This window comes from Stenotrophomonas sp. STEN022 (assembly GCF_056760155.1).
Map to the genome: position 1 here is coordinate 1 of NZ_JBRREG010000023.1, position 17,516 is coordinate 17,516.

Here is a 17,516-nt window from a genome sequence, read left to right on the forward strand (position 1 = left end):
CCCCAACCCCTCTCCCGCAGGCGGGAGAGGGGCTTTAGCGAAAGCCAAAACCAAAGCCAAAGCCAAAAAAAGGCGGAGATGTTATCTCCGCCCGCACAAAAGAGAGAGCAACAAAAACTCAGCCGCGACGCGCGCAGTACACCGCGTGCCCAGGCAATACCAGTTCGCCAGCCTCGACCGCACCCGCCACCGGACCCGGCAGCGCCAAGGCCTGCCACTCACCCGCCGGCAACGCATGCCGCACGGTCTCGCCCGAAAGATTGAACGCCAGCAACAAGGTCTCATCGCCAGACTGACGCTCGAACAGCAACACCGGCTCAGTACTATCAAGGAAGCGAATCGAACCCTCGACCAAGGCCGGATGCGCCTTGCGCCAGCTCAGGAAGCTGCGGAAGGCATGCAATACCGAATCGCCATCCACTTCCTGCGCCTGCACTGACAAAGCCTGATGCTCGGCCGGAATCGGCAACCACGGCTTGCCAGTGGTAAACCCAGCCAATGCGTCATCAGTCCACGGCATCGGCGTACGGCAACCATCACGGCCCTTGAAGTTTGGCCAGAAGGTGATGCCGTAGGGATCCTGCAACGCCTCGAACGGCACATCCGCTTCGCCCAGGCCCAACTCCTCGCCCTGGTAGATGCAGACCGACCCACGCAGCGAGCAGACCAAGGCCGCCAGCATCTTCGCCAGCGATGGCTTGGCCGGATGCCCGCCCCAGCGCGTCACCGCACGCTGCACGTCATGATTGGAAACCGCCCAGCACGGCCAGGACTCGCCCATCGCCGCTTCCAGCCGCTCGACGGTGCCGCGGATGTAGGCGGCACTGTAATCATCCACCAGCAGCTCGAAGCTATAGCCCATGTGCAGGCGACCCGGCGCGGTGTACTCGGCAGTCGTCGCCAGCGAATCCTCCGAGGATATCTCGCCCAGCGTCACCGCCTGCGGGTACTGATCCAACAAGGCACGCAGGCGCTCGAGGAAACCGATGTTCTCGGGCCGGGTGTTGTTGTAATAGTGGTACTGGAACGCATACGGGTTGTCCGGGCTGAAGCCACGGCCAATACGCTCGCTCTCAGGCTTGGGCGGGTTATCGCGCAGCTGCGCGTCATGGAAGCAGAAGTTGATCGAATCCAGGCGGAAGCCATCCACGCCACGGTCCAGCCAGAACTTTACGTAATCCAGCGTTGCCTGCTGCACCGCCGGATTATGGAAATCCAGGTCCGGCTGCGAGGCCAGGAAGTTGTGCAGGAAATACTGCCGTCGCCGCGGCTCCCACTGCCAAGCCACGCCACCGAAGATCGACAGCCAGTTGTTCGGCGGGCTGCCGTCATCACGCGCATCGGCCCACACATACCAATCGGCCTTGGGATTGTCGCGGCTCTCGCGGCTTTCCTTGAACCAGGCATGGTCCACCGAGGTATGGCTGAACACCTGGTCGATCATCACCTTCAGGCCCAGTGCATGCGCCTTGGCCAGCAAGCGGTCGAAATCGGCCAGGTTGCCAAACAGCGGGTCCACATCGCGGTAATCGGCGATGTCGTAGCCGAAATCGGCCATCGGCGACTTGAAGAACGGCGACACCCAGATCGCGTCCACACCCAATGAGGCCACGTACTCCAGGCGATCGATGATGCCCGGCAGGTCGCCGACACCGTCGCCATTGGTGTCCAGGTAGCTGCGCGGGTAAATCTGGTAGATGACGGCACCGCGCCACCATGGAGTCTTGGACATCGAACGCCCCCCTACGGGCCTCAGAGCCCCTGTTTCAGGGCCGCGAAATGTATGCCGGCCAGCTTAGCGTCGGCGCTTTGCCGGCGGTGCTGCTTGCATACGTATTCACTGCGCAAAGGCCCGGTTCTGTTCGGTTTTCGGCGCCGACGGGCCGCCTGCGCCCACACCGCCTATAATCCCGCTGGTACCCCCTGAAGTCTTCCTATGAGCATCGCCGAACATATCCGCCCCGCGCTGGGCCTGCCTGCCATCCAGACCCTTGCCGCAGCGGACATGGCTGCCGTCGATGCCCTGATCCGTCGCCGCCTGTCCTCGGACGTGGTGCTGATCAACCAGATCGCCGACCACATCGTCTCGGCCGGCGGCAAGCGCCTGCGGCCGATGCTGGTGATGCTGGCCGGCCATGCGGTCGGTGGCGCTGGCCCCGAGCACCACCAGCTGGCGGCGATCATCGAGTTCATCCACACCTCCACCCTTTTGCACGACGACGTGGTCGACGAATCCGACCTGCGCCGCGGCCGCAGCACCGCCAACGCCTTGTGGGGCAATGCCCCCAGCGTGTTGGTTGGTGACTTCCTGTACTCGCGCAGCTTCCAGCTGATGGTCGAGCTGGAGCGCATGGCGGTGATGCAGATCCTGGCCGACACCACCAACCGCATCGCCGAAGGCGAGGTGCTGCAGCTACTGCACGTGCATAACCCGGATACCGACGAAGCTGCCTACCTGCGCGTGATCGAGCGCAAGACCGCGGTGCTGTTCGCCGCCGGCACCCGCCTGGGCGCGCTGGCCACCGGTGCCGACGAGGCTGTGCAGCAGAAGCTCTACGACTACGGCATGCACCTGGGCTATGCCTTCCAGATCGCCGACGATGTACTGGATTACTCCGCCAATGCCGACGAGCTGGGCAAGAACCTGGGCGATGACCTCGCCGAAGGCAAGGCCACCCTGCCACTGATCCATGCCATGGCGCACTCGGACGAACTGGTCCGCAATCGCCTGCGCGAGATCGTGCAGGATGGCGATGCCAGTGCAATGCCCGAGGTACTGGCTGCCATCCATGCAACCGGCGGCCTGGAATACAGCCGCAAGCGCGCCGTGGAATATGCCAATGCCGCCGAACAGGCGCTGGACGGCCTGCCGGAAACCGACGCAGTCGCCGCCCTGCGCGGCCTGGCCCGTTACGCCATCGAACGCAGTCACTGATCGCGATGGCGGGATTGCAGCAGTTCAACGAGGACGAACGCGCCGTGCTGTTGGCGGTGAAGGGCGTGGGTGCCACCGTGGTTTCGCGCCTGGAGCAGTTGGGGTTTCATTCCCTGCAGCAGCTGGCCCAGGCCGAAACCGGCGACGTCGTCAGCCAGGCCTCGGCCATGCTGGGCAGCAGCTGCTGGCGCAACAGCCCGCAGGCGCGGGCGGCGATCAGCGGGGCGATAGCGGCGGCCAAGTCTGTGGGAGCGGCGTAAGCCGCGAAGCCACAGCTGCGCCCGGCGCCACCGAAGGCGAACCTCCTTTGCCGCATCCCGTGTGGGCGGCAATCGCCGCGATCTGACAGATAGTCAGCTGCGGGGGTGACGCCGCCCCCACAAACCTGCAAGCCTGATGCATCGCCGGCAAGGCCCCTGCCGAGCATGGCTCGGCACTCCGCTCCCTCCCTTTCGCGTAGCGATGGGGCGGGTTGGGGAGGGGCAGCTTCACCGCTTCTGATCTTGCTCTGGCTTCGCGGCTTACGCCGCTCCTACAAAACATTGCTGGTGAAGCCTCTGCCGAGCATGGCTCGGCACTACAGGCCCCAGGGCATTGCTGGTGAAGCCCCTGCAGAGCATGGCTCGGCACTACCTTGCGACTAGTCGCCCAGCCGCTCTTCCAGGAAGTTGTCCATCATTTTCCACGCGCGCTTGGCGGCGCGGGGGTCGTAGAGGCAGCCCGGTGGGCTGTTGGCGTCGGACTCGGCGAAGCAATGCACCGCGCCGCTGAAATTGACGAATTGCCAGTCGGCCTTGGCGGCATCCATCTCGCTGCCGAAGTTGGCGATGTCCTCGGCGGTGACGCCGCGATCAGCCGCGCCGTTGAGCACCAGAATCGGCACCCTCCCGCTGCCAGCTATCGCCGGGGTTGGGGTCGACAAGCCACCGTGCAAGCTCACCACACCCGCCAAAGGCAGGCCGGCGCGGGCCATTTCCAGCACGGTTGTGCCGCCGAAGCAGAAACCCACGGCAGCAATGTGCCGACTGTCCAGCGGAACCTTGCCAGCCTGCGCTTTCAAGGCCTCCAACGCCGCAGCTGCGCGGGCGCGTAACAGGCTCCGGTCCTCGCGCAACGGCTTGGAAGCAGCTGCCGCCGCGTCATTGTCCTTGGGCCGCACGTTCTTGCCGTAGACATCGGCAACCAGCACCACATAGTCGTCACCAGCAATCTGCTCGGCCTTGGCAATCGCCGAGGCGTTGACGCCACGCCAGTTCGGCACCATCACCACGCCCGGTCGGCGCGCATCGCCGTCATCGTCGTAGACCAGAACGCCACTGAAGGTGGCTCCATCGTGCTGCCACTCCAGCGGCTGCGACTTCATCGCCGCCCATGCCGGCGTCGCCGCCAATCCCAGCATTGTCATTGCAGCCCATCGCCACTTGTTCATGCCTGCGCTCCTGAGAAGAGGACGGAGGCATCCTGTCGATATCGCCTCCCGTGGCGCATTGTGCATTGGCGGCGTTACGCAGGTGTGCTTGGATAGGCATCCCCCACGCATCCACTAACCCATGACCCTTGTCGATACCTTCCTCTCCGGCCTTGTGCCGCGCCTGCCAGCAGACGATGCCCCGATGTGGCGCTGGGTAGAAGGTGCAAGCCAGTCCGACCTGCAACGCCTGCAACAGCAATGGCCGCAGGTACCAGCAAGCCTGCTGGAGCTGCTGGCGCGGGTGGATGGCAGCCACTACCGGGACTACCCGCAAGGTGAGGTCAACGTGCTGATGCTTGGCTCGGACGTCGGCGACGGCAGCTACCCCTACTACCTGCGGTCGGTGCAGCAGATCTTCGGGGACAGCGCGCAATGGGATGACAGCATCCGCTCCATCTACGAAGACTGGCTGGACGACGAGCCGGAGATTCTCGGCGCCGGCATCGATGCCGACGTGCCGATGAGCAGGCGTCTGTGCTTCTCACACTGCATGAACAACGGCGGCACTTCGATGCTGTACCTGGATTTCGATCCTGCCGACGGCGGCAGCAGTGGCCAGGTCGTGCGCTATCTGCACGACCCGGACAGCTATGCGGTGATCGCGCCCAGCTTCGATGTCTATCTGCAGCAGCTGATCGACGGCGGTTACGCCTTCACCCAGCAAGACGAATGATCTGCTGATGCGAACCGCTGTTGGTTGATTGCATCTCGATGATGCATTTGGTGGCGCCGACTGACCGTCAGCGCCACAGCTGTATCGGCCAATGTCTTAGAGGATGCCGATACCCGGAATCGCGCTGATGCTGTCCGGATCAAACCCGGCCAGTTCAGCGAAGTGCCGTCCGCGCGCCACGTAGTCCTTGTAGGCACCAAAGCTCGGCGCGCCCGGTGACAACAGCACTACCCCGCCCTGCCCGCCCAACGCGGCACGCGCCAGTTCCACCGCATGCGGCAGATCGGTCGCGGCGTGCAGGCCAAAACCGCCAGCCTCGGCGAGCGGTGCGAGCAGCGTATTGATGCGTGGACCGTTGTTGCCCATGGTCACGATCTCGACCGGCGCGTTGTCGCGCATGTGTTCGGCGAAGTCCTGCCAGTCCACACCGCGATCATGCCCGCCAACCAGCAAGGCGATGCGCTGCCCGGCGAAACAATCCAAGGCGGCCAGCGATGCGTGCGGCGTGGTGCTGATCGAATCATTCACCCAGCGCAGGCCATCGCGCTCGCCCAGCAGTTGCAGGCGATTCGGCAAGGGCCGGAAACTCTGCACCGCAGGTGCCAAGGCAACCGCATCCAGACCGAGAGCTTCCAGCGCGGCCAACACCGCGCACAGATTGCCGCGGTTGTGGCGACCCGGCAGCGGCGTGTTCGAGGTATCGAACACCGCCTGCGTACCGCGATGCACCACCTCGCCGACCATGTGCCAGCCTTCGGGCTGGTTGAACCAGATGATCTGGCTATGCGGCAGCTGCAGCGCGCGCAGGTGTTCGTCAGCGGCGTTGAGCACCGCCACGCGCGGGTGGCCGCCGGTCACCAACGACAGTTTGTCGTCGATGTAACGCTGCTCGCTGCCGTGCCAATCCAGGTGCTCCGGAAAGATGTTCAGCACGATGGCGACGTCAGGCCGCGTGCCGCTACGGGCGACTTCGCCGGTCTGGTAGCTGGACAGTTCCACCGCCCAGTAGTCCGGTGCCGGCTGCGGGTCCAATGCTTCCAGCAGCGGCAGACCGATATTGCCGATCAGGCCGGTGCGATGCCCGCCCGCGCGCAGCAGATGCGCCAGCAGCGAGGTGGTCGTGCTTTTGCCCTTGGTGCCGGTCACGCAGACCGTGTTGGGCAGCGCGCCATCGGCATCAGCATGCTCGCTGAACCACAGCGAGGTGCCGCCGATGAACTGCGTACCCTGCGCCAAAGCATGCTGCGCTTCGGGCTTGTACGGACTGATGCCCGGCGACTTGATCACCACGTCGAACGAAGCCAGCAACTCGCCACTGAGCTCGGTTTCAACGCGCAGATGCGCATCGCCAAGCGCAAGAATTTCTTCTGCTTCGGATGCAGAGCAAAGCACCGTCAAACGCGCAGGAAACCGATCTTCCGATTCCCGGGTCCCGATTCCCCATTCCCGATCACGCAGCGCGTGATAGGCCGCGCGGCCCTCACGCCCCCAACCCCACAGCGCGACGCGTTTGCCTTCAAGCTGCGAAATTCGCACGCAGACGCTCCCACAGTGCTGCCGGGATGCGGTGCTCGCCATCAAATACCAGCAGCGGTTCAATCTGCAGTTCGTCTGCCGACAAGGTCGGCTGGATCAGGTTGGCGAAGCGCTTGACCAGCACGTCTTCCTTCCAGTCCGGACGCGATGCCAAGGTCGCCATGGCCGCGCGCGATTCCTTACCCTCGCCCACGCACTCGAACGGTTTGTGATCCTGGAACTCGAGCAGCGCGTCGTAGCCGCCAGCCTGTTCCATATCGTCCAGCAGGTTGCGGCCGAAGATGCGCACCAGCCGGATCTTCGGCATGAACGGCGCCAGCGCCAGGAACACGAAGTGGCACTTCGGGCAGACGCCGCACCAGCGGTTCACCGGACGCTCGCCGAGGATGTGGAAGTTGCGGTTGCAGCTGGAGAAGTGCGCGTCGTAGAAATCGGTCTTGGCGAACTGACGGGCGACCGCCAGCTCCGACAGCGGACGCAGCAGCGAGTAGTAGTTCAGGTCGGCGGCAATGTGCTGCTGCACGTATTCGCCGAACGCCTTCTCGAAGGCCCAGCCCTTGGACCACTGGTGGTTCACTTCACCGGTACCGGCGATCTGGCTGCCGTAGCTGGCCGAGCGCTCGTTGGAGAACACCACTTGATCCACGCCCTGCACCACGGCGGCCAGCACCATGATCGCCGAGTTCACCGCGGTGACCGGGATATGGCCGTTCCACGCGCCCTGGCGGTTGAGCTCGAACAGCTCTGGTGCCAGCGTGCGGCCGATGTTGAGGGTCGGCAGGCCGGTGCGCTCAGCACAGGCACGGATCAGCTGCGAGCCGCCGATCCAGGTGACGGTTTCGGCGACGCCGGCATTGCGCAGGGCTTCGATGCTGACCAGCGAGTCCTTGCCGCCGCCGATGGCTACCAGGGCGTGGTGGGCCAGGCCGAGGGCAGGAGCAGAAGCGCCCTCACCCCCTGCCCCTCTCCCGTAAACGGGCGAGGGGAGCGAAGCGGGGAGTTTGAACCGGTCGCGCAGGTTCAGGCCGTTGCGGTAGGCGAATTCGCCCAGGCCATTGAAGTACACCGTTTCCACCAACGCGGCGGTGGCCGCGTCGATGGCGTAGCTGTCGATGCTTACCTGCGCCGGCACCGCCGCCTTGTAGTAGCTGACACCTGCAATCAGGTGCAGCAGCTGCAGGGCGCGTTGCACCGCAGCCGTGCGTTCGTCGTCCAACTGGAACGGCGCGCCCGGCACGGTGACGGTCTCGGTCAACTCCGGACCGTCGTCGAAGGCGTATACCAGCCGTGCCACACCGGTGTCCGCGGCGAAATCGCAGCGGACGAAGCGGAAACGGGAAACCTGGTCTTTATCAAAAGCTGTCATGGCGTATCCGGAAATCAAACTTGCCGTTGCGCGTCAGCGCGCAACGGACGACAAAGGTTTTCGCAGCAAACAGACGTCATTGCACTTCATCAATGACGTCCTCGCGCGGCAAGGCGCGTTGGTTATAGGTACTGGCCATGCTGAAACCATAGGCGCCAGCATCGGCGATGACCATCACATCGCCCGGTGCGGTCGCCGCCGGCAGCTTCACCCGCTCGGCAAACACATCGCTGGATTCGCAGATCGGGCCGACCACGCTGAAATCAACATCGCGCTCGGCATCCAGCCGCGACAGGTTGGCGATGTCGTGCCAGGCGTCGTACAGCGCCGGGCGCAGCAGGGCGTTCATGCCGGCATCCAGGCCAACGCGGCGCACGCCGTCCTTCTCCACCACCTGCGAGGCATGGGTCAGCAGCACGCCGGACTCGGCCACCATGAAGCGGCCAGGCTCGATTGCCAGCTGGAAGGCCGGGTGCACCGCCTTGATGTCTGCCAGGCCAGCGGCCCAGGCGTCCAGATCGAAGGGCTCGTCATCATCGCTGTACGGCACCGGCAGACCGCCGCCGATATCGAGGATTTCCACGCTGCCGATACGGCGCGCGAAGCCGGCCATTTCATCGACCATCTGCTTCCAGTGGCCACTGTTCTCGATACCGCTGCCCAGGTGCGCGTGCACGCCGGTAATGCGGATATCCAGCGCGCGGGCGGCGGCGATGAACTCATCGACGCGCTGCGCAGACAGACCAAACTTGGAATCCTTGCCGCCGGTATTCACCTTCTTGTGGTGACCATCACCGTGGCCCAGGTCGATGCGCAGCCACAGCGAACGGCCACGGAACACTTCCGGCCAATGCTTCAGCAGCTCGACGTTGTCGACGGTGACGTTGACGCCACGCGCCAGCACGGCCTGGTATTCGCTGATCGGTGCGAAGCTCGGGGTGAACAGCACGCGCTCCGGGGTTATACCCGGCACCGAGGCGAACACCAGTTCCACTTCACCCTGCGACACGCATTCCAGCCCGAAACCTTCGGCGGCGAGGGTGCGCAGGATCTCAGGATGCGAGTTGGCCTTGATCGCGTAGAAACGGCGGTCGATCGCCGGTATCGCCTTCAACTGGCGCGCACGCTCACGCACCTTGTCCAGGTCATAGATATAGGCCGGCGTGCCCTGTGCGGCCAATTCCAGCAGCTTCTTCTGCTTGGCCGGTGCCTGCCACCACGGCGTCTGCCGCGGGCGGATGCTGCCGATGATTTCGCGCCAGCGCGGGCCGAACACCTGCTCTTCGTAGACCGGCATCGCACCGCTGTCGATCAGCTCGGCGTGCAGGATTGGCAACAAGCCATCCGCATCGGCCTCGTCGATCACGAAGGTCAGGTTCAAGTCGTTGGAGGACTGCGAAATCATGTGCACGCGCTCCTTGCCGAACGTGGCCCACACGTCGGAGAGCTTGTACAGCAGCGAGCGCATGCCCCGACCAACCAGGGTGATGGCCGCGCACGGCACGATCACCTTGACCTTGCAGATCTGCGACAGGTCGGCCGACAGCGCGGCCAGCACATCGGTGTTGACCAGGTTCTCGGACGGGTCCAGCGACACGGTGACGTTGGTCTCGGCCGAACCGATCAGGTCCACCGACAGGCCGTGCTTCTTGAACAGGTTGAACACGTCGGACAGGAAGCCGACCTGCTGCCACATGCCGATGCCTTCCATCGAGATCAGCACGATGCCGTTGCGACGGCTGATTGCCTTGACCCCCGGCACCGGCTCGGCGGCGCCGTCGATGCTGGTACCTGGCATATGCGGACGCTCGGTATCGAGGATGGCCATCGGCACGCCGGCATCGCGGCAGGGCTTGATCGAGCGCGGGTGCAGCACCTTGGCACCGGTGGTGGCGATTTCCTGTGCCTCGTAATAGTCCAGGCGGGTCAGCAAACGCGCGTCCGGTACGTCCTTCGGATTGGCGCTGAACATGCCCGGCACGTCAGTCCAGATTTCGACGCGGCTGGCACCGAGCAGCGCCCCGAAATAGGCGGCCGAGGTGTCCGAGCCGCCGCGGCCGAGGATGGCGGTGCCACCGTCGCCGTGGCGGGCGATGAAGCCCTGGCTGATCAGCATGCGGGTCGGCTGCGCCGAGAAGCGCTGCTTGAAGTCGCCGCCGCCCTGCCACTGGCAGTTCACCGACAGGCGCTGCGACCATTCGGTCTGGTTGGGCGCGGGCGGCAGTGCGTCCAGCCAATCGCGGGCATCCATCCAGCCGAAGTCCAGGCCGTTGCTGCGCAGGTAGGCGGCACCGACGCTGGAGGACAGCAGCTCGCCCTGGCCCAGTACTTCGGCCTGCCAGTCCAGCGGACGGCTGGCCGCGCGCGGGTCGTCCAGCAGCGCCTGCAGCGCGGCCAGGCGTTCAGCCAGCACTTCGCTGCCCAGCTCCAGCTCGGCGAGGAATTCATTGTGGCGGGTGACCAGCGCGGCCACGCGCTCGCGGCTGTCCGCGGCGCCGTCGGCAATCGCGGTCAACTCATTGGTGACGCCCGACAAGGCCGACACCACCACCAGTACCCGGCCACCGGTCTCGTCCGCACGTTTTTTCGCCAACTGACCGATCGTGTTCCAGCGATGACGACGCGACACCGAGGTGCCACCGAACTTGAGGACGATCCAGCGATCAGCGATTGGGGAAGCAGACATTGGCTTTGTGGATTCACTAGTGGGAGAAAGACCCGGCAATGCGGGCGGAACTACCGATTCTATGCCAAGGCCGCTGTGCCGGGACGGCTGAGTTACCGGCGATACCATCGCCGCCCCGCCTCCCTTCCCGGGGCGGAGAAAGTAGCATTTGCAACGATTCGGGTCATCTTTGGGTAAATGGGGGCGAGCGGATCGGGGATTGGTAATGACGACATTCCGCGCGCTCATGCCTAAGCTGGGCGGCCCTGCCCCCCCCGAACCCCATGCGCAAACGCCGTTACCTGCAACTGGACGTCTTCGCCAACCGCCCCGGCAGCGGCAACCCGCTGGGTGTCATCCTCGACAGCGATGGCCTGGATACCGCCGCCATGCAGGCCCTCGCCGCCTGGCTGAACCTCTCCGAGACGGTCTTCTTCCTGCCGCCGGACGAGGGCGCCAGCTACCACATCCGCATCTTCACCCCGAGCAGCGAACTGCCCTTTGCCGGCCATCCCAGCGTTGGCGCGGCCTGGGCGGCGATCACCTCGGGCCTAGCGACGCCAGGTGACGGCCAACTGCTGCAGCAATGCGCTGCCGGCCTGCTACCCGTGCAGGCAAGCGGCCCGCGTGACGCCCCAACCATCCTGTTGGCCAGCCCACCTGGCCGGCAGCGGCAGACCGCGCCGGGTGTCGTGCCGGAACAGCTACAGGCCTTGCTCGCGCCGGGATATGCCCCCGAACTCTGGGACAACGGACCGGGCTGGTGGTTGCTGCCGGCGCGTGACGCCGACAGCGTCCGTGCACTCGTTCCGGACATGCCCGCAATCGCCGACTGGAGCAATGCCACCGGCGCGACCGGCGTTGCGGTATTCGCCGCCGAACCCGGTGCGGACCACGCACTGGTGACACGGGCGTTCTGCCCGGCCGATGCCCCCGACGTACCCGAAGACCCCGTCACCGGCAGTGCCAATGCCTTGATCGCCGTGTGGCTGCAGCAACACGGGCAGCTACCCAACGCTGATGGCAACTACGTGGTCAGCCAGGGCCGTGAAGTGGGTCGCGATGGTCGCGTGCAGGTCGCAATCGACACACAAGGCACCGTCTGGATCGGCGGTCGGTCCAGACGGTTATCGCAGGACAGGTGCACTGGTAAGCTGCCCAGCCGTCGTCTGGAACCGATTCGCAATGTCTGTTCGCCGTTATCTGCAGTTGGACGTGTTCGCCGCCCGCCCGGGCACCGGCAACCCACTGGGCGCCATCGTCGACAGCGAAGGCCTGGATGATGCGGCCCTACAGGCCATCGCCGCCTGGCTGAACCTGTCCGAGACCATCTTTTTCCTGCCGCCGGACGAAGGCGCCAGTTACCACATCCGTATCTTCACCCCGAAGGGTGAGCTGCCCTTTGCCGGCCATCCCAGTGTCGGTGCCGCCTGGGCCGCGGTGGAACTCGGCCTGGCCACACCCGACGACAACGGCCAGCTGATCCAGCAATGCAAAGCTGGTCTGCTTCCGGTACGGGTACAGGGCGGCCGCTGGTTCCGCCAGATCCATGTGCGCAGCCCGCAGGCGGAACGCCGCGATCCCATCCTGGATGCCCTGCCCGAAGGACTGGCGGCGCTGGCCAAGCCCGGCCACAGCCCGGAACTCTGGAACAACGGCCCGGACTGGTGGTTACTGGAAGCCGGCAGTGAGGCCGCGCTGCGCCGCTACAAGCCGGAGCTGGCCGCAATTGCTGCCATGCCGGGCCGCGGCAAGCTGGCGGTGTATGCGCCTGCTGACCGACCGGATGTGGGCTACCAGTATGTGGTGCGCGCCTTTGCGCCCGGTGTCGGTGTCAACGAAGACCCGGTAACCGGCAGCGCCAATGCGCTGGTGGCAGCGCAGTTGTTGGCGCAGGGCCGGATCAAACCCTTCCAGCAATACTTGGCCAGCCAGGGCCGCGAACTCGGCCGCAATGGCGAGGTGCGGGTGGAAGTGGATGCGGAGTCCAACATCTGGATTGGCGGCGAAGTGCAGCAGGTTATTGCTGGGCAGATTGAGTGGTGAGCGGTATCCGGCAGGGCGCAGCGATCTACTTTTTCTTCTCCCGCAGGCGGGGTTAAGAACAGGCGTTCACGAGCCAAAGGCTCGTGACTGTTCGTACGCCCTGCGTGCTACGCAGGGCCGGGGCGCGGAGCGAGGTGCCCCGGAGGGGCGGATGAGGGGAAGCGTGCGAAGCACGCATGCCTTTGATTTTGCCTTTGCAGACAGCAACAACCCAAAAGCACCAAGCAAGCGGACTGCGTCCGCCTCCCCTCACCCCAACCCCTCTCCCGCAAGCGGGAGAGGGGCTAAGGCAAAAGCCAACTGCAACTACCCAAACCAAGGCAATAGCCACGGCCAAAGCAACAGCAACAGCAACAGCAACAGCAACTGCAACTGCAACTGCAACTGCAACAGAACAGCCTCACAGCACTCGGACTCTCCCATGACCACCCGCCGCTTCCTGCAACTCGACGTCTTCGCCCCGCGCCCCGGCACCGGCAATCCACTGGCCGTGGTGCTCGATGCCGATGGCCTGGACGATGCCGCCATGCAGGCCATCGCCCGCTGGACCCGCCTGCCCGAAACCACCTTCATCTTCGCTCCGACCAAGCCCGGCAGCAGCTACGGCATCCGCATGTTCGCCCCGCAGAAGGAGGTGCCGTTCGCCGGCCATCCCAGCGTCGGCAGCGCACATGCCGTGCTTGAAAGCGGGATGGCGGCAGCCATCGACGGACAACTGGTACAGGACGGCATCGCTGGCCAGTTGCCTTTGCAGATCAGCGAACACGACGGCATCCGCACCATCGCCATCCGCACCCCACGCGCCTCGGTGGCCGAGGTCGTCACTGCTGACGATCCACGTTTGCAGCCGGCCATCACCGGCTGGTCGCTAGGCACGCTGCCACCGGCCTTGATGGATGGCGGTCGCCGTTGGTGGGTTGTTGAAGTCGCCGATGAAGCAGCGCTGCGCGCCCTCAATCCGGATTGGGACGCAATCGCCACACTCGCGGAATCCACCGGCGCGATGGGCGTATTCGCCTATGCACGCACCGCTGGCGACAACTACCAACTGGTGGTGCGGGCATTCGTCGGCAATGGCCGTCGTTTTGAGGATGCTGCTTCCGGTGCCGCCAATGCGGTGCTGGCCGCTTGGCTGGACGAGCGCGATGCCCTGCCCGGCATGGACAAGCGCTACACCGCCAGCCAGGGCCGCGAAGTCGGCCACGATGCGCTGCTGGAACTGCGCATCGACGAGCACGGCGATGTCTGGTCCGGTGGACAGGTGCAGACGGTGATCCGCGGAACTATCGATTGGTGATGCTGTCAGAGCCTCACCAATAGCCGATCAAGACACGGAGTTCGGAATGCGCAGATGGATCTCGCTGCTGATGCTGTTGTTCACCTTCGCCGCTTGCGCTGCCGAACCATCAGCGCAGCCGCAGAAAGCATTGTTCGTTGGCAACAGCCTCATCTACGTTGGCAACCTGCCAGCGACCTACGCTGCGCTCAGCACCGCCAATGGCCATCCGCTGCAGAGCCAGATGATTGTCAAAGGCGGCGCCCTGCTCGACCAACGGGTTGCGGATGGCTCGGTTCAACGTGCACTGGCCGAGCATCGTCCGCAACTATTGGTTCTGCAGGAACAAGGCGGCGCCCTGCTGTGCTGGCCCGACGAAGCCGCCTGTACGAAATCGCAGGCGGCGATCAGGACACTGGCAAAGGCAGGCAGCAACGCCGGCGCGCGCGTCCTGCTGCTGGGCAGCTACCAGGCACAACCGGCGGCATCTGCCCGCCTGATCGCCAAGGAAACAGCAGCTGCCGAACAGGCCGGCATTCCCCATGTGGCAATCTCCGAAGCCCTGCGTAGCGCCTCGGCCGCAGCCCCCGAATTGCAATGGTATGACGCTGACGGCATGCATCCGGGCCCGGCGCTGACCCTGCTTGATGCCATCCAACTCTATCGCGCCGTCCATGGCCGTCTGCCCGAGCACGGCTTCTCGGTGGCTGCACCGATCTATCTACCCAAAAGTGGGCTGGACGCGGACCTGCGCGATGCCGATGCCGCTGCACCACTCGCCGACACTCCCACCCATATCCACTACCCGGATGCGATGATCCAGCGCATCAACGCGCTGCTGCCATCCGCGCAGCCCTGACAACGAGCTCGCCATGCCCCACCTGACCATCGAATACAGCTGCAACCTCGCCACCGCCATTACTCCAGCCGTGCTGCGCACTCTCAACCTTGCCCTGCTTGGCACAGGCCAGTTCGAGGAGGCCGACATCAAATCGCGTGCAGTGGCGTTTGATTGCTTCGCGATCGGCACTGCTGACAGTCCGCGTGGCTTTGTGGCTGCACGTCTGGCGATGCTCAGTGGTCGCAGTCTTGAGATCAAACGCAATGTAGCTGAAGCGCTGCTGGCCGCACTTGAATCTGCCATCTCCGTTGATGGAATGGAGCTGCAGACAAGCGTTGAGATCGCGGACATTGATCGTGACAGCTACGCAAAATCCGTGATTCAGGCCGAGGCCTGAGCGAACATCCGCAGCGACCAAACTTCCGCTGAAGCCGCGTTCCATTCCGCAGGACCGAGCGCATTTACGCTCAGCTCTCGGTCGTCTTGAACTTGAGCTTCGCAGCGTCAAACAAGGTCAGATAGGCATCGTTTGAACGCAGTTTGACGTCTACCCAGAAGAGCATTTCCTTGGTCCCAGGTGCGAACTCGGAGAACGAGGTGTTGACGCTGAGCTCCACCTTCCCCCTATCGGCCCGCGAGTTCAGCACTTCGCGTTGCAGGCTACGCAGCTGGCTGGCACCTTCTGCGGTCAGAGCCAGCTCATAGGTTGTAACGGCGATATTCCTGCTGAGCACGCCGGGGCTGCGTTCCCCCTGAGTGCTGCCCATCAAGCGCAGTGGCATCGTCGCGACGCGCGCAGCCTGCCCTTCTGGCTGCAACTGCAAGGTCAGGCGGGTAGCCTCCGCGTTCAAAGTATTGCCGCGAGGAATCGCCACCTTGACCCGGATACCCGCAGGGTCCAATTGGACCAAGGCACGTTCATCCAATGAAGAAAGCCGTAGCGCGGTGGACAACGGAATCGAGGCACAGGCAGACAGCAGGAGCAAGCACAGCAACAATATGAACGTCCTTGCGAAGAGCACAGGAAAAGGCATCGCAGCATCTCCTTGATATTTGCACTTCCCTATTGGCGCGCCGGTTCCGGGAACCCTCCCATGCCCCGGCTGTGCCACTATCGCCGCAGACCTGCCATGGGATCAACAGCATCATGCCTGTTCACTTTCACTCCGTTTCGCCTTTCCTTGCCACCGAAGACTTGTCTGCCGCCTTGGCGTTCTATCTCGACAAGCTCGGTTTTTCCTTGGCGTGGGAATGGGGACACCCCACTGAACTGGCGGCCGTCTGTCGAGGTGAGGTCGAACTGACGCTCGCCAGCCGCGCCGATGCCAAGCCCGGTGGCATCAGCCGGTTGTACCTGCACATCGACGGCATCGACGACTATCACGCGCAGCTGCTGGCTGCCGGCGTTGCCATCACCGTTGCCATTGGCGACCGGCCGTATGGCATGCGCGACTTCAGCGTCACCGATCCGGCGGGGAATGTGCTGTGCTTCGGGCAGGCGTTGCCAGTGGGCTTTGTAGGAGCGGCATAAGCCGCGAAGCTCGTACGGGATCTTCCAGCCCATTGCCCGCAATTGCAGGTGGAGCGATTACGGATGGGTTTTCAGCTTCGCGGCTCACGCAGCTCCCACAACCACAACCGGCTTCCTCGCTACTGCGTAACCCAACCAGGCGAATGGGATGTAGGCCAGCAGCACGTCCAATACTTCGAACCAACGCGGCGCCGGCAGCATGAAACAGCTGGCGATGCCGCCCGCCAGGAACAGCAGGCCGATCAGCACAGCCGGGATCTTGCTGACCCGTCCGACAATCCAGGTTGCCAGCAGCGCACCTGCCAATGTGCCCAGCGCGTGGGCGAGGAATGGAAACAGGAAGTGTCGCGGCTCCAGCGAGGGCATCGCCGCCTGCAAGCCTTCAGTGGTGGTGAGATCCATGCCAGGTGGTGGCGGCACCAGTTGCCCGCCGAGCACGATCAGCCCCATGTTGACCGCGCTGCCGGCGATCAAACCCAGCACCAATGCCAGCAAGCCTTTCAGGAATGCGCGCATCACCCTCTCCCCAGCCGTCCGATGATGGGCTGAGTATGATCCAAGCCTTGCCTTGTCGCTCGCCTTCTTTCTGGAGATCCGCGTGTCCCACCGTCCCCTGCAGACTTACCGGGGCAGCTGCCATTGCGGCGCTGTCAGCTTCCGCATTGAAACCGACTTCCCTGAGCTGACGACCTGCGATTGCTCGATCTGCCGGCGCAAGAACGCACTGATGGTGAAAGTGCATGAATCCGCATTCGAGCTGCTGTCCGGGCAGGAGGCGCTGGTGGAGTATCAGTTCCACACGATGACCGCGCACCACTATTTCTGCGGCACCTGCGGTATCTATCCGTTCCACCGCAAGCGGGTCACCCCGGACTACTACGGGGTGAATGTGTTCTGCCTGGAGGAGTTTGATCCAAGCGGGATTCCGGTTCGGGCGACGGTTGGTGCAGGGATGGTCTGATCGGGCATCTGGAATTCGCGCTCGCTTTGGCTTTGGCTTTGGCTTTTTGCTCCGATGCCGTCATTCCCGCGAAGGCGGGAATCGCTCTGCTCCTGGCTCCTGGCTCTTATGCTTTGGCTTTGGCTTTGGCTTTGGCTTTGGCTGTGGCTGTGGCAGTGGCCCTTACCCTTCTCCCGTTTACGGGAGAAGGTGCTCCGCAGGAGCGGATGAGGGCG

General features: G+C 64.2%; 16 protein-coding genes and 1 pseudogene. 10 read left to right on the forward strand and 7 right to left on the reverse strand.

Annotated features, from left to right (window positions below; all coding sequences use genetic code 11):
* Positions 1-118: 118 nt before the first annotated feature.
* On the reverse strand, positions 119-1,732 hold the full coding sequence (locus ACVOMF_RS06960; RefSeq protein ID WP_481508613.1) for an alpha-glucosidase: 1,614 nt from the start codon (positions 1,730-1,732) through the stop codon (positions 119-121).
* Positions 1,733-1,936: 204 nt separating this feature from the next.
* Here ACVOMF_RS06960 and ACVOMF_RS06965 point away from each other — a divergent pair, with 204 nt between their 5' ends.
* Both ACVOMF_RS06965 and ACVOMF_RS06970 read left to right on the forward strand, forming a co-directional pair.
* Positions 1,937-2,935 carry a polyprenyl synthetase family protein gene (locus tag ACVOMF_RS06965; RefSeq protein WP_481508614.1) on the forward strand — a complete coding sequence of 333 codons (999 nt, stop codon included), beginning with the start codon at positions 1,937-1,939 and terminating at the stop codon, positions 2,933-2,935.
* Positions 2,936-2,940: 5 nt separating this feature from the next.
* Positions 2,941-3,195 (forward strand): helix-hairpin-helix domain-containing protein, encoded by a 255-nt coding sequence (locus ACVOMF_RS06970; RefSeq protein ID WP_481508615.1) that lies wholly within the window; start codon positions 2,941-2,943, stop codon positions 3,193-3,195.
* Between the two features lie 380 nt (positions 3,196-3,575).
* On the opposite strand, the gene ACVOMF_RS06975 is transcribed toward ACVOMF_RS06970, so the two are convergent.
* Positions 3,576-4,364, reverse strand: a complete 789-nt coding sequence (locus ACVOMF_RS06975) for a dienelactone hydrolase family protein (protein ID WP_481508616.1) — start codon at positions 4,362-4,364, stop codon at positions 3,576-3,578.
* A gap of 121 nt (positions 4,365-4,485) precedes the next feature.
* Here ACVOMF_RS06975 and ACVOMF_RS06980 point away from each other — a divergent pair, with 121 nt between their 5' ends.
* The gene (locus ACVOMF_RS06980; protein ID WP_481508617.1) at positions 4,486-5,079 is read left to right on the forward strand and encodes an SMI1/KNR4 family protein; all 594 of its coding nucleotides are present in this window, start codon (positions 4,486-4,488) and stop codon (positions 5,077-5,079) included.
* A gap of 96 nt (positions 5,080-5,175) precedes the next feature.
* On the opposite strand, the gene murD is transcribed toward ACVOMF_RS06980, so the two are convergent.
* The 3 genes from murD to ACVOMF_RS06995 all read right to left on the reverse strand — a co-directional run bounded on the left by murD (position 5,176) and on the right by ACVOMF_RS06995 (position 10,667).
* A complete protein-coding gene (murD, locus tag ACVOMF_RS06985; protein WP_481508618.1) occupies positions 5,176-6,615 on the reverse strand; it encodes a UDP-N-acetylmuramoyl-L-alanine--D-glutamate ligase in 1,440 nt (479 codons plus the stop codon).
* The gene (gene murL, locus ACVOMF_RS06990) at positions 6,596-7,981 is read right to left on the reverse strand and encodes a UDP-N-acetyl-alpha-D-muramoyl-L-alanyl-L-glutamate epimerase (protein ID WP_481508619.1); all 1,386 of its coding nucleotides are present in this window, start codon (positions 7,979-7,981) and stop codon (positions 6,596-6,598) included. The genes murD and murL overlap by 20 nt, the downstream gene beginning before the upstream one ends.
* 76 nt (positions 7,982-8,057) lie before the next feature.
* Positions 8,058-10,667: a bifunctional aspartate kinase/diaminopimelate decarboxylase gene (locus ACVOMF_RS06995; RefSeq protein ID WP_481508620.1), complete on the reverse strand. Its 2,610-nt coding sequence runs from the start codon at positions 10,665-10,667 to the stop codon at positions 8,058-8,060.
* A 263-nt stretch (positions 10,668-10,930) separates the two neighbouring features.
* Between ACVOMF_RS06995 and ACVOMF_RS07000 the strand changes: the two are divergent.
* The 5 genes and pseudogenes from ACVOMF_RS07000 (at position 10,931) to ACVOMF_RS07020 (ending at position 15,206) form a co-directional block, all read left to right on the forward strand.
* Positions 10,931-11,799, forward strand: a pseudogene (locus ACVOMF_RS07000) (PhzF family phenazine biosynthesis protein).
* A 32-nt stretch (positions 11,800-11,831) separates the two neighbouring features.
* A complete protein-coding gene (locus tag ACVOMF_RS07005; protein WP_481508621.1) occupies positions 11,832-12,692 on the forward strand; it encodes a PhzF family phenazine biosynthesis protein in 861 nt (286 codons plus the stop codon).
* Positions 12,693-13,113: 421 nt separating this feature from the next.
* On the forward strand, positions 13,114-13,989 hold the full coding sequence (locus tag ACVOMF_RS07010; RefSeq protein ID WP_481508622.1) for a PhzF family phenazine biosynthesis protein: 876 nt from the start codon (positions 13,114-13,116) through the stop codon (positions 13,987-13,989).
* Between the two features lie 46 nt (positions 13,990-14,035).
* The gene (locus tag ACVOMF_RS07015; protein WP_481508623.1) at positions 14,036-14,827 is read left to right on the forward strand and encodes a hypothetical protein; all 792 of its coding nucleotides are present in this window, start codon (positions 14,036-14,038) and stop codon (positions 14,825-14,827) included.
* 13 nt (positions 14,828-14,840) lie between these two features.
* Positions 14,841-15,206 carry a 5-carboxymethyl-2-hydroxymuconate Delta-isomerase gene (locus ACVOMF_RS07020; protein WP_481508624.1) on the forward strand — a complete coding sequence of 122 codons (366 nt, stop codon included), beginning with the start codon at positions 14,841-14,843 and terminating at the stop codon, positions 15,204-15,206.
* Positions 15,207-15,276: 70 nt separating this feature from the next.
* Here ACVOMF_RS07020 and ACVOMF_RS07025 read toward each other — a convergent pair whose 3' ends face one another.
* Positions 15,277-15,804, reverse strand: a complete 528-nt coding sequence (locus tag ACVOMF_RS07025; protein WP_481508625.1) for a hypothetical protein — start codon at positions 15,802-15,804, stop codon at positions 15,277-15,279.
* Between the two features lie 152 nt (positions 15,805-15,956).
* Between ACVOMF_RS07025 and ACVOMF_RS07030 the strand changes: the two genes are divergently transcribed.
* Positions 15,957-16,340: a bleomycin resistance protein gene (locus ACVOMF_RS07030; protein WP_481508626.1), complete on the forward strand. Its 384-nt coding sequence runs from the start codon at positions 15,957-15,959 to the stop codon at positions 16,338-16,340.
* Positions 16,341-16,424: 84 nt separating this feature from the next.
* On the opposite strand, the gene ACVOMF_RS07035 is transcribed toward ACVOMF_RS07030, so the two are convergent.
* A complete protein-coding gene (locus ACVOMF_RS07035) occupies positions 16,425-16,856 on the reverse strand; it encodes a hypothetical protein (RefSeq protein ID WP_481508627.1) in 432 nt (143 codons plus the stop codon).
* Between the two features lie 82 nt (positions 16,857-16,938).
* Between ACVOMF_RS07035 and ACVOMF_RS07040 the strand changes: the two genes are divergently transcribed.
* Complete coding sequence (locus ACVOMF_RS07040) at positions 16,939-17,301, forward strand: GFA family protein (RefSeq protein ID WP_481508628.1); 363 nt, start codon at positions 16,939-16,941, stop codon at positions 17,299-17,301.
* Positions 17,302-17,516 lie beyond the last annotated feature (215 nt).